Raw genomic sequence first — 13,612 nt, forward strand, 5'->3', positions numbered from 1 at the left:
CCGGCATGGGTTCTGAATCAGCCTCCCGTTACTGCGGAGGAGGTTCCCGGCACCATCACTTCGGTCGCGATGATAACGATCAACAGTCCGACCATGACCGGTACGGAGGTGCGTTTTACCACCTCAAACGGGGAGATTTTTGCCATCCCGGCTACCGCCACGACCACGCCGGAGACCGGGGAGATCGTACGGCCCAGGTTGGACGCCTGCAGCATTGGAATCGACAGATACGCCGGGTTGATACCCGATGATTGCGCCAGCTTAGGAATCATTTCGACGAAAGCGTAGAACGGCGCGTTACCGGAACCGGTGGTCATTGCTGCCAGCATGGTCAGAATCACCAGTACCAGCATCAAAATGATGCTCGCCGACCCAAACGAAGTGGCGATGGAGATCAGGCTCTGGATGAAGCCAATTGTGCTCAGACCCTGTGCGAAAACGCCCGCCGCAACTAACAGCATCACCACGTTCGCAAACGCATCGGCCATACCGCGATACGCCACTTCCAGACCGGAATACACTTTCTGGGTGTTGAAACCCCGAACGAACTCCAGCACCGCCGCAATAAGCATACAGAGCACCAGAATCGTAATGATGTGCAGTTGCGGTCCCCACTTACCATCAAAAATCAGCACCCCGATAATCGGTGTAAACGGCAGAATGGCGTAGAACGCCGGTGCCGTGGTGGTGATTTCATTCACGTCCAGCATTTCGTGGGCCGCGTTCTCTTTTTTATCCAGATAACGTTGCCAGAAATAGTGGGCAATCGCCATCCCGATGATTGCTGCAATGGAGATGGGCAGCGTGGTTTTAAAGGCAAAATCGATCAGCGGCATTTCGGCTGCTTTGGCAGCCAGCACGACGTCACCGGAGGTAGGGGAAAGGATAATTGCGGCAGGCGAGGCACAAATGGCCGCTGCGGCACCACGGCTAATCCCCACGTTGACCATGATCGGAAAAAGCGTCGCCATCAACAATACGCCGAGTCCGGTGGCGGAAGACACCGCCAGGGACATCAGACAGGCAACAAAATAGGCGGCAATCATCAGCAGATAAGGTGAGTTGATGTATTGCAAAGGTTTTGAGGCCAGTTTCACGACCATATCGTTCGCGCCGATGTGGGTCATGTAAGCGGCAAATCCGCAGAGCATCATGATCATCATGCCAAGGTCGCCACCACGGCTCATCAGCAGGATCTTGATGTACTCAACGATATCCGTCGCGGAATAACCCGTCGTGGTTTCGCTGGAAGGCAGCACTTTGTGGCCCATCAGGGCGCTGATAATCAGCAGCACCAGACCGCCAACAAAAAGCACGCCGGTTGCCGAATACCCTTTAATGATGTAGCGCGCTACACCCACAATAACCACAACTCCAATAAGGAGTTCGATAAATGTCAACATTGTTTCCCCTGTCGCGTAGACACCCAGAAGTGAAATTAAGAAAATGCCAATAAGTTGGTGTGAAAATGTGCCGAATAAGTGCTTGCTACTTGCTGATTAAAATCAATAAACAGAACGATTAACGGTCGGTCAGCGGCTATTTTTTTCGTTGGCGTGATGAAGGTGAAATATTTTATTTTCCTTTTTCCAGGAAAATTCTTGATTGTTTCTTTTTTGTTTTATTTATGAGGTATTGCTGTTAACGAGTGGCGGCGAAAGAGTGTTTGTAACGTGAATGGGTAAAAATTATACAATATCTGACTGATAATTCAGCGATAAATAATACCACAAAGAATAAGGTTTAATGGTGGCGTTAAAAATCTTAGAACAATCTGATTCAGGTCAGCGCTGCCGCTGTTAAGGTTTCATTCAAGTTATTTTTGGTATAATAAAGACTGAACTTAAGAATGGTAATAAACGTTGTGAGTACAGCTAAAAATTATTTTTTCCTTTTTTCATTTCTTTTTATTCAGTTAGCGATACTGCCGCGTGCAGTAGCAGAAGAAAAAGGGTGGTTTAATACCTTTACAGATAATGTTGCCGAAACCTGGCAGCAACCTGAGCACTATGATTTGTATATTCCCGCGATAACCTGGCATGCGCGTTTTGCCTATGATAAAGAAAAAACCGATCGTTATAACGAGCGTCCGTGGGGCGGCGGTTTTGGTCAGTCGCGCTGGGATGAAAAGGGAAACTGGCATGGCCTCTACATTATGGCTTTCAAAGATTCATGGAATAAATGGGAGCCGATCGGTGGTTATGGTTGGGAAAGTACCTGGCGACCTCTGCCGGATGACAATTTCCATCTGGGATTAGGTTTTACCGCCGGTGTGACGGCGCGTGATAACTGGAACTACATTCCTCTTCCTGTCCTGCTGCCGCTGGCCTCCATTGGTTACGGTCCGGCAACGTTTCAGATGACCTATATCCCCGGCACTTATAACAACGGTAACGTATACTTTGCGTGGATGCGTTTTCAGTTCTGAACCGATTAATGGCAATAAATTTCATATAAAACAAAGTGATATAAGCTTATGTCAAAAAATAACGCGACATTTATCACTTTTTGCCAAAGTTCGACTGGACAAAGTGAACCACAATTGGTGTACTGGTACCCGACACAGCATTTGTGTCTATTTTTCATGTAAAGGTAATTTTGATGTCTAAGATTAAAGGTAACGTTAAGTGGTTTAATGAGTCCAAAGGATTCGGTTTCATTACTCCGGAAGATGGCAGCAAAGACGTGTTCGTACACTTCTCTGCAATCCAGACCAATGGTTTTAAAACTCTGGCTGAAGGTCAGCGTGTAGAGTTCGAAATCACTAACGGTGCCAAAGGCCCTTCTGCTGCAAACGTAACTGCTCTGTAAGCTTACGTCAGCAAGATTTCAAAACCCGCTTATTAGCGGGTTTTTTTTGGTTCTTAGTGAGCGCTGGAGGCGGAAAATAGCCAGAACGCTAACGCCGTCATCGCAAATGATCCCAACAGGTTGACCAACACATTCAGCATTGCCCAGCCCACTCGACCTTCCTGAAGCAAAAAGACCACTTCCGCCGAAAAGGTAGAGAAGGTTGTCAGGCCGCCACAAAAGCCGGTTGTGATCAGGACCTTCCACATTGGATCGATGTTAGTCATTCGACTAAACCATGCCAGTCCCATACCAATGATGAATGCACCCACTAAATTTGCGGTCAGGGTTCCTATCGGAATCGCCTGATGCATGGGGTTAAACCGCATACTGAGCATCCACCTCGCTACACTTCCTGTGCCACCGCCAATAAAAACCGCTAAAAGAAGTTGTAACACTGCGTAATCCTGCTATTTGGTTGGTATATAAGATAAGTGTAACGCTGAATAATCATCGTTGGCGAGCCTGATAAACCTGACCGGAGGAAATATGCTAGTTGCTGCAGGGCAATTTGCCGTCAGTTCTGTGTGGGAAAAGAACGCAGAAACTTGCGTCACGCTCATGTCGCAGGCGGCGGAAAACGGCGCGTCATTGCTGGTTCTGCCTGAGGCATTGCTGGCGCGAGACGATGCGGATCCCGACCTGTCGGTGAAATCCGCCCAGCCTGTAGAGGGAGATTTTCTGAAACAATTGTTGCGGGAAAGCGCATTGAATACGATGACCACCATTCTCACCGTTCACGTTCCCTCTCGTCCCGGTCGTGCAGTGAACACGCTGGTGGCGCTGCGCGGGGGGAAAATCGTGGCAAGCTACGCCAAGCTACACCTCTATGATGCTTTCTCCATTCAGGAGTCCCGCAATGTTGATGCGGGTAATGTTATCGCACCGCTGCTTGATGTGGATGGACTCAGAGTGGGGCTGATGACCTGCTACGATCTGCGCTTTCCCGAACTGTCGATGGCGCTTGCGTTGCAGGGCGCGGAAGTACTGGTGTTACCAGCGGCATGGGTCAGAGGGGCGCTGAAGGAACATCACTGGTCGACGCTGCTGGCTGCCCGCGCGCTCGATACCACCTGCTATATGATTGCCGCAGGGGAGTGTGGTAACAAAAACATCGGGCAGAGCCGTATTATTGATCCCTTTGGGGTGACGATTGCAGCGGCGGCAGACGTCCCGACACTTGTCATGGCGGAGATTTCCGCTGAGCGGATCCGCCAGGTGCGGGCGCAATTACCGGTATTACGTAACCGCAGATTTGTGCCACCGCAATTATCATGACGTTTTTTTAAACACTGCTTGATTCACCTTGTTACAGATTGCTATTGTGTGCGCGCGTCAAATGACCGTTAATATTCTCAGGTTACTAAGGGCGCGCTACGCCGCCTGTTTTAAGTTAAGAAGGTATCTATGGGTGAGATTAGTATTACCAAACTGCTGGTGGTGGCCGCACTGGTCGTTCTGCTGTTTGGTACCAAGAAGTTACGTACACTGGGTGGAGACCTGGGCACGGCGATTAAGGGCTTCAAGAAAGCAATGAATGATGAAGATGCGGGCGCGAAAAAAGACGCAGACGGCAGCATTCAGGCTGAGAAACTCTCTCATAAAGAGTAATATCCGGAGCTAAACGCCTGGCCGTTTTACCCTGATGAGAAAAAACCCGCGATTAAGCGGGTTTTTTATGGGCGAAATGTAAGTATTTATTTCGAAATTACTTCACTTCCATCCCTTTCGCCTGCAGGTCAGCATGGTAAGACGAACGGACGAACGGTCCGCAGGCAGCATGGGTAAAGCCCATCGCGATGGCTTCTGCTTTCATCTCTTCAAATTCATCCGGGCTGACATAGCGCTGAACGGGCAGGTGGTGACGGCTCGGCTGCAGATATTGTCCCAGCGTCAGCATGGTCACGCCATGACGACGCAGATCGCGCATCACTTCAATGATTTCCGCATTCGTCTCACCGAGACCCACCATCAGACCAGATTTGGTCGGGATCTCCGGATGCGCTTCTTTAAAGCGTTCCAGTAATTTGAGCGACCAGTTGTAGTCAGCGCCTGGGCGAACCTGACGATAAATACGAGGCACGTTTTCAAGGTTATGGTTGAAAACGTCCGGCGGAGTGGCGGTCAGAATCTCCAGGGCGCGATCCATACGACCGCGGAAGTCGGGGACCAGCGTTTCAATCTTAATCGTAGGGCTTTTCTCACGAATAGCGGCAATGCAATCGGCAAAGTGCTGAGCGCCGCCGTCACGCAGGTCATCACGGTCAACAGAAGTGATAACGACATAGCGCAGAGCCATGTCGGCAATCGTTTGTGCCAGCTTAACCGGTTCGTTGGCGTCCGGCGCCACAGGGCGGCCGTGGGCCACATCACAGAACGGGCAGCGACGGGTACAAATGGCGCCGAGGATCATAAACGTGGCGGTACCGTGGTTGAAACACTCCGCCAGGTTTGGGCAAGAGGCTTCTTCACAAACAGAATGCAGGCCATTCTTACGCATTGCTGCTTTGATGCCCTGGATACGAGTGGAGTCCGCTGGAAGCTTAATTTTCATCCATTCCGGCTTGCGCAGCAGGGCTTCGCGCTCTGTCGCCACATTTTTGACCGGGATAAGGGCCATCTTATCGGCATCGCGGTATTTAACACCGCGTTCCATCACAATGGGTTTACTCATAGCGTGCGTGTTCCAGTTGCGAATAACGAGGGAAAGCGTTTCAATTCAAGGGAATGTTGTATTTATCAACTATTTTTGAATTAACAACACGCAGTATATCATTGAAACGGGCCTGAAAGCAGCCTGAGTGGCCGGCAAAATGTAAAATAGTTGTTGTTTTGTGCCATTTGCCTGACATCAGTTTTGACCTGGTCGCAACATTTCTTTTTCAGAAGGCGTCGCGGATCACTGTGATGACGTTCTCCAGTACTGGATCGCGTAAGCTTAGCTTGTTGTAATGCAGTGAGAAGTCGATTTTCTCATGGTTCAGGGATGGATGAGGGATCCGCTGAAGCGGCCAGCAGTGGCTGAACAGCGTGAAGAAGCGGGCGGGCATAATACCCACCAGATCGCTGTGGGCGATGAGTGATGCCAGCGTAAAAATGTTGTAGCTGCTAAAGCTGATTTGCCGATCGGGGAACAGTTCCTGGATACGTTGGCGCAGGAGCGTGAAGCTTTGTCCTTCGATCATCAGCAGACTATGTTCAGCGTCATCGAGGGCTTCAGGGGTCACGGCACGCGTCAGAGAAGGGTGGTTCTGGCGGCAGACCAGTTCGATTTTGTCAGAAAACAGAACATGGTTCTCTACTGCGCGGTTGCTGTAGAGGTGGTTATCAATAATCAAATCGCTCTGAAACTGACTGAGTTGCGTTTCGGCATCATGGACGGGAATGTTACGCAGGTGCAGTTGCGGATGGCTTGTTTTGATGGCGTGATAAATTGTCGGCATGACCAGCGCCCCGATAGACGGTGTGGTCCCGATAGTAATCGTCCGTTGTTTATCGTAACTGCCGGTGAGATCCAGCGCGCCGAGAATGGATTCCAGCCCCTGGCTGATATACTCATGCAGATGGGTGGCATACGTCGTGGGCGTCACCCCCTGGCCTTTTCGAATAAACAGGGGATCAGGAAATATTGTGCGCAGTTTCTGAATGGACTGGCTGATCGCTGAGGGAGTCAGATTGAGAATTTTCGCGGCGTTGACGATTCCTTTATGAACATAAACAGCTTCAAAAATAGTCAGCAGGTTCAGGTCGATATTTCTCAGCGTTCTGAAAATTTGCGGTTTATCTTCGGGTCGATGTTCGTAGAAATGTCCTTTCGGCTTACTATTTTCACTCACGTTCTAACTCCAATTTAATTCACATTATAAATAATAGTGATGCTTGTATTTGTTGTAAGCATGCTTTTTGCACCACTATTGTTCATCTCGCGGTATCGATAACCTTTTTATGGCAATTGATTGAAGGTTTAACGTTTGTATAAAGAAAAATCCTACGTCGATTTTTATGACGGAGTAAACTCGTTAAAAATTCAAGCTAAGACAGACAGAAAATATAGAAACCAGGAGACATTGTAAAGCATTTGAACCGGAAGGGTGACAATGGCCCGCGATTTTTTGGGCCATTGCATTCAATAAGTTAAGCAGGAATATATTCGTAAGGGGGATTATTTAGCAGTGCTAAAATATTGGCTAATAATCGTGGTTGGATATTATCTGTCGTGGCCTGGTTATCCCATTGAGATATTTTTGCCATTTCCATACCGGCATAGCCGCAGGGATTAATTCGTAAGAAAGGCGAGAGATCCATATTAACGTTTAATGCCAGTCCATGGAATGAGCAACCGCGGCGAATACGCAAACCGAGGGAACATATTTTCTTTTCACCGACATAAACGCCAGGGGCATCTGCACGCGGATGAGCGTCAATATCCAGCTCAGCCAGAGTATTTACGACAGTCTGTTCCAGCAACGTAACCAATTCCCGCACGCCCAGTTTACGTCGCTTCAGGTTCAACAGAACGTACATGATCTGTTGGCCTGGTCCATGGTAAGTCACCTGCCCACCGCGATCGCTTTGAATGACCGGAATATCACCGGGCATTAAAACATGTTCCGCTTTCCCTGCCTGACCCTGGGTGAAAACCGGATAGTGCTCAACCAGCCAGATTTCATCGGGAGTCTGTTCATCGCGGGTGTTGGTAAAGTCGTGCATGGCCTGGGAGACGGGTTCGTAGGGTTGAAGACCGAGCTGGCGGACCAGTATTTTATCCTGAGACAAAACAGCATCTCCGTAGAGAAGTAATCAATGGGGGAGGGAAGTATATCACAGAGAAGAGGAGGCGAGGTGGGCACCCGAACATGGTCGGGGCCCGAACCTGTATTACAGAACCATACGGACGATTTCGATGTTACCGAGTTCTTCGTACAGCGTTTCAACCTGCTCAATATGGGTCGCGTTGATGGTAATCGAGACCGAGTGGTAATTGCCTTTGCTGCTGGGTTTTACCGTCGGAGAGTAATCACCTGGCGCATGGCGCTGTACCACTTCAACCACCTGTTCAACCAGCTCAGGTAACGCCTGCCCCATAACTTTGTAAGTAAAAGGAGTAGGGAATTCAAGCAGTTCGTTAAGTTTGGTTTTCATGTCAGCTCCGGCGTAACGTAAATAAATAACAACTCCCGCCAGAGGGCGGGAGTTTTACTGATGCTTAGTATATGGGGATGGAAATCACACTTTCAAGTGTTCAATTTTTAACCAAACCAGTGATGGAACATTAACTTAATGTAATCAATGATTTTGCTGAAGAAGTTACCTTCCGGGATTTCCTGCAGCACGACCAGAGGGCGCTGCTCAATGGTTTTACCGTCAAGCTGGAAGTTGATGGTACCGACCACCTGATTTTTCTGCAGCGGCGCATGCAGCTCCGTGCTGTTCAGTACATAGCTGGCTTTCAGGTCTTTCATACGGCCACGCGGAATGGTCAGATACACATCTTTATCAACCCCTAAGGAGGCGCGATCGGTATCACCAAACCAGGACGGTTCAGACGCGAACTCTTTGCCTGCTTTCAGCGGGTTAACCGTTTCGAAGAAACGGAAGCCCCAGGTCAGCAGCTTTTTACTTTCTGTTTCACGCCCTTTATAGGTGCGCCCGCCCATGACGGCGGAGATCAAACGCATCTGACCTTCGGTCGCCGAGGCCACCAGGTTGTAGCCTGCTTTATCGGTATGACCGGTCTTGATGCCATCGACTTTCAGGCTGTTGTCCCACAGCAAACCGTTACGGTTCAACTGACGGATGCCGTTAAAGGTGAACTCTTTTTCTTTGTAGACGGAGTATTCGTTAGGAACGTCGCGGATTAACGCCTGGCCAATCAGCGCCATATCACGAGCGGAGCTGTACTGACCGTCGGCATCCAGACCGTGAACCGTCTGGAAATGGGTGTTTTTCAGACCCAACGCGTTCACATAGCTGTTCATCAGACCGACAAACGCATCCTGACTACCAGCCGCAAAGTCAGCCATCGCGACGCAGGCGTCGTTACCAGACTGCAGGTTAATCCCGCGAATCAGCTGCGATACCGGAACCTGCATGCCCGGCTTCAGGAACATCAGCGATGAACCTTTAAAGACCGGATTACCCGTGGCCCATGCATCATTACCGATAGTGACCAGATCCGTCTCTTTAAACTTGCCCGCTTTCATTGCCTGACCGATAACGTAACTGGTCATCATTTTGGTCAGACTGGCCGGGTCGCGACGCGTATCGGCGTTTTGTTCCGCCAGCACTTTACCGGAGTTATAGTCAATGAGGATGTAGGACTCCGCGTCGATCTGCGGAACACCCGGGATCATGGTTTTGATATTCAGGTCATCGGCATGCGCGCCTGAAATAGCGGCTGTACAAAGAGCCGTGGTGAGCGCCATGCGCTGCAGGAAACGAGCGGAAAAAGTGGTCTTCATGGTCTGAACTACGACGTCCGTGATGGAATTAAAAAAAAGTGCCCTACTATAGCAAATGCAATACCGGCAGGCATCTGACTTTCCGCATGACTTTGTTAACGTTGTTAACGTCATTTACAGAAATTGACACTTCAGATGCCCTTGTTACGTTACTGTGCGCCGGTAATGAAGGACTGTAATTGGGCTTCAGATTGTAAGCGCTGCTGTAGCGCACTGGCCTGGGCTTTACTGGCGAACGGCCCGAGCTGAATACGCCACACGGCGCCGTTCTGCGTGACGCGTCCCGGTACGCCAAACTGCTGGCCTAAGCGCTGCTGATACTGTTGGGCACGCCCCTGATCGCTTACCGCACCAACCTGGACTACGTAACTGCCGCTGGCGGAAGCGGCGGCAGGCGCAGTCGTCGCGGCGGGTGTTGCTGCCGGTGTACTGACTGGCGCGCTAACGGGAGCCGCAGTCGTGGGCTGTGGCGCTGGTGTCGGTTCACTGCCTTCCAGTACGCCGGCAGCCAGGGTTGTCGGGGCACCGAGGAACCCACTACTCTGAACCGGTGCGCCGGCATTATCTTCACTTTGCAGCGTGGAATTGCTGATGGCGCGAACGTCACCCTGAGGCTGCATCGCTTCCGGTGCGGAGGAGACGCTGCCCATGCCGCCGCTCAGATCCGGACGTGAGGGCAGGGCATAAGTCTGTTTGGCCACCGTGGTACAGGCCATACCCGGACCAGATAAGGAACCATCCTGCGCGACAATAATCGGGTCGATACGCACTTTGGTGTTATTGGAGGTGTTCAGACGGTCAGCGGCGGCACGCGACAGTGAAATCACGCGATCGTTGCCATAGGGACCGCGATCGTTAATGCGCACCACGATCATCCGTCCATTGGCGAGGTTAGTGATCCGCGCATAGCTCGGGATCGGTAACGTCGGATGCGCCGCGGTGAGCTGCATAGGATCGAACGCTTCGCCTGAGGCGGTCAGATTGCTGCCGGGCTCGGCATCGTAAATCGCCGCGAACCCTGCCTGACTAAAGCGCGAGGCATCCTGCACTATCTTGTAGCTCTTACCGTCTCGCTGGTAATCCTGATTAGCGGTTGGGTTGAGCGGTTCAAAACGCGGATCGGCTCCGCTGATTTCAACGACGGGCCCATTACATACCGCTGGCTGCGGCGCGACGGTGTTCTGTTGCTGACCATCATCACTCGTACATGCCGCGAGCAGCATAATTCCTGCTACGACGCAGACTCCAGGCAACTGCTTACGCATTGCGCACCCCTTACACGCTTTTCGATAACATTTTTCTGTGGGTGTGGATCGACATGACAATCCCGAACCCGGCCATCAACACGATCAGTGCTGAGCCTCCGTAACTGACCAACGGAAGCGGAACGCCTACGACAGGCAGAATTCCACTCACCATACCAATATTAACGAAGACATAAACGAATAAAATCAACATTAAGCCACCGGCCATCACGCGACCAAAGGTGGTTTGCGCGTGGGCGGCAATCCACAGGCCACGCATAATCAGCAGTATATACAGCGCCAGCAGGATCAGTATCCCAATCAGGCCAAGCTCTTCCGCCAGGACGGCGAAGATAAAGTCGGTGTGGCGTTCGGGCAAAAATTCGAGTTGCGACTGGGTACCGTGTAACCACCCCTTGCCGCTCAGACCGCCGGAACCAATTGCAATTTTAGACTGAATGATGTGATAACCGGCGCCCAACGGGTCGGTTTCCGGGTCAAGTAACATCATCACACGCTGACGCTGATAATCGTGCATCAGGAAGAACCACAGGATCGGGATGAACGCCGCGACCAGCAACACAGCGACGCCAATTAAACGCCAGCTCAGACCCGAGAGGAACAGTACGAACAGCCCGGAAAGCGCGACCAGAATCGAGGTCCCGAGGTCAGGCTGCGCCGCCACCAGCAGCGTCGGCATAAAAATCAGCACCAGCGCGATGGCTGTGTTCTTCAGGGAGGGCGGACAGACGTCGCGGTTGATAAAGCGTGCGACCATCAGAGGCACCGCGATTTTGGCGATTTCAGAAGGCTGAAAACGCACGATGCCGAGATCCAGCCAGCGCTGCGCGCCTTTGGATATCGCCCCAAAGGCATCGACCGCCACCAGCAAAATAATACAGAAAATATAGAGATACGGCGCCCAGCCTTCATAGACGCGCGGCGGGATCTGCGCCATGACCACCATGATCACCAGACCCATCGCAATCTGACCGACTTTACGCTCCATCATGCCAATGTCCTGGCCGCTGGCGCTCCAGATAACCAGTGAGCTGTAAACCAACAGCGCCAGCAAAATCAGTAACATGGTGGGATCAATATGGATTTTATCCCAGAATGTTTTTTTGTTCGGATTATCCGTCATGGTTATTGATCCTCCGCCGCTGCAACCGCCGGGTTTTCCGCTGGCAGATCGGTGTTGTTATCGCCCAACATGATGTGGTCAAGAATCTGACGCATAATGGTCCCCACTGCCGGGCCCGCCCCTCCGTTTTCCAGGATGATGGCGACGGCCACCTGCGGGTTGTTATACGGTGCAAATGCGGTCATCAGTTTATGGTCACGTAGACGCTCGGCAATTTTATGCGCGTTATAGGTTTCATTGGCTTTCAGGCCAAAGACCTGTGCGGTACCGGATTTAGCGGCAATTTTATACGGCGCGCTGGCAAAATATTTATGCGCGGTCCCGTTGCCACGGTTGGCGACGCCATACATGCCGTCTTTCGCCAGTTCCCAGTAGCCAGAGTGAATATCGCCGACCGGTGGCTCCTGCGGTTGTACCCAGGGAACTTTCTTGCCGTTTTCTGCGGTACTCATCAGCAGATGAGGCACCTTCACGACGCCATCGTTAATCAAAATCATCAACGCCTTACTCATCTGAATCGGCGTTGCCGTCCAGTAGCCCTGACCGATGCCGACCGGAATGGTATCGCCCTGATACCAGGGTTTTTTAAAGCGTTTGAGCTTCCATTCGCGGGTAGGCATGTTGCCGGAACGCTCTTCCGCCAGGTCGATACCGGTATAGTGACCGTAACCGAATTTGCCCATCCACTCGGAGAGGCGGTCGATCCCCATGTCATAAGCGACCTGATAGAAGAAGGTATCTGCCGATTCTTCCAGCGATTTAGTCACGTTCAGGTGTCCGTGCCCCCATTTCTTCCAGTCACGGTAGCGTTTTTCTGAGCCTGGTAACTGCCACCAGCCAGGGTCAAACAGGCTGGTATTACGGGTGATAACGCCCGCGCTTAATGCAGATACGGCGACATACGGTTTCACCGTCGACGCCGGCGGATACACCCCCTGCGTTGCGCGGTTGACCAGCGGCGTGTTTGGATCGTTAAGCAAACCGGAATAGTCTTTACTGGAGATACCGTCGACGAACAGGTTCGGGTCGTAGCTTGGCATTGAAACCAGCGCCAGCACGCCGCCAGTGCGCGGGTCGGTGACCACCACGGCAGCACGGCTACCGGCCAGCAGCGTCTCAATATACTGCTGCAGTTTGAGATCCAGCGTCAGGTAGATGTCGTGTCCGGCCTGCGGGGGAACCTCTTTGAGCTGGCGGATGACGCGGCCACGGTTGTTGACTTCGACTTCCTCGTAGCCGGTTTGACCGTGCAGCACATCTTCGTAGTAGCGCTCAATCCCCAGTTTTCCGATGTCATGCGTCGCGGCGTAGTTAGCCAGTTTGCCGTCTTTATCCAGTCGCTCAACGTCTTTATCGTTAATTTTCGACACGTAGCCAATGACGTGGGTGAGCGCGGAACCGTACGGGTAGAACCGGCGCTTATAACCTTTCACTTCCACACCCGGGAAGCGGTACTGGTTCACGGCAAAACGCGCAACCTGCACTTCGGTGAGGTTGGTTTTGACGGGAATAGAGGTAAAGCGGTGGGAACGTGCGCGCTCTTTCTTGAAGGCGGCAATATCATCATCGCTCAGATCGACGACGCTGCGCAGGGCATCCAGCGTTTGCTGCACGTTGTCGACCTTCTCGGGCATCATTTCGATCTGGTAAATGGTGCGGTTCAGGGCGAGTGGAATACCGTTACGGTCATAGATGATGCCGCGACTGGGGGCGATGGGCACCAGCTTAATCCGGTTTTCATTCGAGCGAGTCTGGTAATCGGTAAAACGGACAATCTGCAGATTATACAGGTTGGCGATAAGCACGCCGGTGAGCAGTAAAATACCCAAAAAAGCGACCAGCGCCCGGCGCACAAATAGCGCGGACTCAGCCGTATAGTCGCGAAAAGAATTCTGTAATTTCATCCGCTGCTT

At 51.6% G+C, this 13,612-nt stretch carries 14 protein-coding genes; 4 read left to right on the top strand and 10 right to left on the bottom strand.

What is annotated here, in order from left to right:
• Window positions 1-17 precede the first annotated feature (17 nt).
• Entirely contained in the window at window positions 18-1,403 is a 1,386-nt protein-coding gene (dcuC, locus tag AL479_RS16190) for an anaerobic C4-dicarboxylate transporter DcuC (RefSeq protein ID WP_043001434.1), read from the bottom strand.
• Window positions 1,404-1,864: 461 nt separating this feature from the next.
• Here dcuC and pagP point away from each other — a divergent pair, with 461 nt between their 5' ends.
• Together pagP and cspE are read left to right on the top strand one after the other, a co-directional pair.
• Window positions 1,865-2,428, top strand: a complete 564-nt coding sequence (gene pagP, locus AL479_RS16195) for a lipid IV(A) palmitoyltransferase PagP (RefSeq protein ID WP_353050545.1) — start codon at window positions 1,865-1,867, stop codon at window positions 2,426-2,428.
• Between the two features lie 173 nt (window positions 2,429-2,601).
• Window positions 2,602-2,811, top strand: coding sequence for a transcription antiterminator/RNA stability regulator CspE (cspE, locus tag AL479_RS16200; RefSeq protein WP_000034826.1), 210 nt, complete (start codon window positions 2,602-2,604; stop codon window positions 2,809-2,811).
• Between the two features lie 53 nt (window positions 2,812-2,864).
• Here the strand turns inward: cspE and crcB are convergent, their stop codons facing one another.
• A complete protein-coding gene (crcB, locus tag AL479_RS16205; protein WP_061076813.1) occupies window positions 2,865-3,248 on the bottom strand; it encodes a fluoride efflux transporter CrcB in 384 nt (127 codons plus the stop codon).
• Between the two features lie 91 nt (window positions 3,249-3,339).
• Between crcB and AL479_RS16210 the strand changes: the two genes are divergently transcribed.
• Together AL479_RS16210 and tatE are read left to right on the top strand one after the other, a co-directional pair.
• Window positions 3,340-4,128 carry a deaminated glutathione amidase gene (locus AL479_RS16210; RefSeq protein WP_061076814.1) on the top strand — a complete coding sequence of 263 codons (789 nt, stop codon included), beginning with the start codon at window positions 3,340-3,342 and terminating at the stop codon, window positions 4,126-4,128.
• A gap of 129 nt (window positions 4,129-4,257) precedes the next feature.
• Entirely contained in the window at window positions 4,258-4,461 is a 204-nt protein-coding gene (gene tatE / locus AL479_RS16215) for a twin-arginine translocase subunit TatE (RefSeq protein ID WP_043001430.1), read from the top strand.
• A gap of 97 nt (window positions 4,462-4,558) precedes the next feature.
• Here tatE and lipA read toward each other — a convergent pair whose 3' ends face one another.
• From lipA to mrdA, 8 genes are all read right to left on the bottom strand, one after another.
• Window positions 4,559-5,524, bottom strand: coding sequence for a lipoyl synthase (gene lipA / locus AL479_RS16220; protein ID WP_061076815.1), 966 nt, complete (start codon window positions 5,522-5,524; stop codon window positions 4,559-4,561).
• 208 nt (window positions 5,525-5,732) lie between these two features.
• Window positions 5,733-6,686 (bottom strand): YbeF family transcriptional regulator, encoded by a 954-nt coding sequence (locus AL479_RS16225; protein ID WP_061076816.1) that lies wholly within the window; start codon window positions 6,684-6,686, stop codon window positions 5,733-5,735.
• Between the two features lie 298 nt (window positions 6,687-6,984).
• A complete protein-coding gene (lipB, locus tag AL479_RS16230; RefSeq protein ID WP_061076817.1) occupies window positions 6,985-7,626 on the bottom strand; it encodes a lipoyl(octanoyl) transferase LipB in 642 nt (213 codons plus the stop codon).
• 102 nt (window positions 7,627-7,728) lie between these two features.
• The gene (ybeD, locus tag AL479_RS16235) at window positions 7,729-7,992 is read right to left on the bottom strand and encodes a DUF493 family protein YbeD (protein ID WP_042320704.1); all 264 of its coding nucleotides are present in this window, start codon (window positions 7,990-7,992) and stop codon (window positions 7,729-7,731) included.
• Between the two features lie 107 nt (window positions 7,993-8,099).
• Window positions 8,100-9,311: a D-alanyl-D-alanine carboxypeptidase DacA gene (gene dacA, locus AL479_RS16240; protein ID WP_043001427.1), complete on the bottom strand. Its 1,212-nt coding sequence runs from the start codon at window positions 9,309-9,311 to the stop codon at window positions 8,100-8,102.
• A 149-nt stretch (window positions 9,312-9,460) separates the two neighbouring features.
• The gene (rlpA, locus tag AL479_RS16245) at window positions 9,461-10,576 is read right to left on the bottom strand and encodes an endolytic peptidoglycan transglycosylase RlpA (protein WP_061076818.1); all 1,116 of its coding nucleotides are present in this window, start codon (window positions 10,574-10,576) and stop codon (window positions 9,461-9,463) included.
• 10 nt (window positions 10,577-10,586) lie between these two features.
• The gene (gene mrdB, locus AL479_RS16250) at window positions 10,587-11,699 is read right to left on the bottom strand and encodes a peptidoglycan glycosyltransferase MrdB (RefSeq protein ID WP_061076819.1); all 1,113 of its coding nucleotides are present in this window, start codon (window positions 11,697-11,699) and stop codon (window positions 10,587-10,589) included.
• Between the two features lie 2 nt (window positions 11,700-11,701).
• Window positions 11,702-13,603, bottom strand: coding sequence for a peptidoglycan DD-transpeptidase MrdA (gene mrdA / locus AL479_RS16255; protein ID WP_061076820.1), 1,902 nt, complete (start codon window positions 13,601-13,603; stop codon window positions 11,702-11,704).
• Window positions 13,604-13,612: the final 9 nt, after the last annotated feature.

This window comes from Citrobacter amalonaticus (genome assembly GCF_001559075.2).
In the GTDB taxonomy this organism is placed as follows: domain Bacteria; phylum Pseudomonadota; class Gammaproteobacteria; order Enterobacterales; family Enterobacteriaceae; genus Citrobacter_A; species Citrobacter_A amalonaticus_F.

Coding starts and splice junctions, on each gene's coding strand:
- ybeD (WP_042320704.1), bottom strand. CDS start 7,992: ATGAAAACCAAACTTAACGAACTGCTTGAATTCCCTACTCCTTTTACT.
- mrdA (WP_061076820.1), bottom strand. CDS start 13,603: ATGAAATTACAGAATTCTTTTCGCGACTATACGGCTGAGTCCGCGCTA.
- cspE (WP_000034826.1), top strand. CDS start 2,602: ATGTCTAAGATTAAAGGTAACGTTAAGTGGTTTAATGAGTCCAAAGGA.
- dacA (WP_043001427.1), bottom strand. CDS start 9,311: ATGAAGACCACTTTTTCCGCTCGTTTCCTGCAGCGCATGGCGCTCACC.
- dcuC (WP_043001434.1), bottom strand. CDS start 1,403: ATGTTGACATTTATCGAACTCCTTATTGGAGTTGTGGTTATTGTGGGT.
- AL479_RS16210 (WP_061076814.1), top strand. CDS start 3,340: ATGCTAGTTGCTGCAGGGCAATTTGCCGTCAGTTCTGTGTGGGAAAAG.
- mrdB (WP_061076819.1), bottom strand. CDS start 11,699: ATGACGGATAATCCGAACAAAAAAACATTCTGGGATAAAATCCATATT.
- rlpA (WP_061076818.1), bottom strand. CDS start 10,576: ATGCGTAAGCAGTTGCCTGGAGTCTGCGTCGTAGCAGGAATTATGCTG.
- tatE (WP_043001430.1), top strand. CDS start 4,258: ATGGGTGAGATTAGTATTACCAAACTGCTGGTGGTGGCCGCACTGGTC.
- lipA (WP_061076815.1), bottom strand. CDS start 5,524: ATGAGTAAACCCATTGTGATGGAACGCGGTGTTAAATACCGCGATGCC.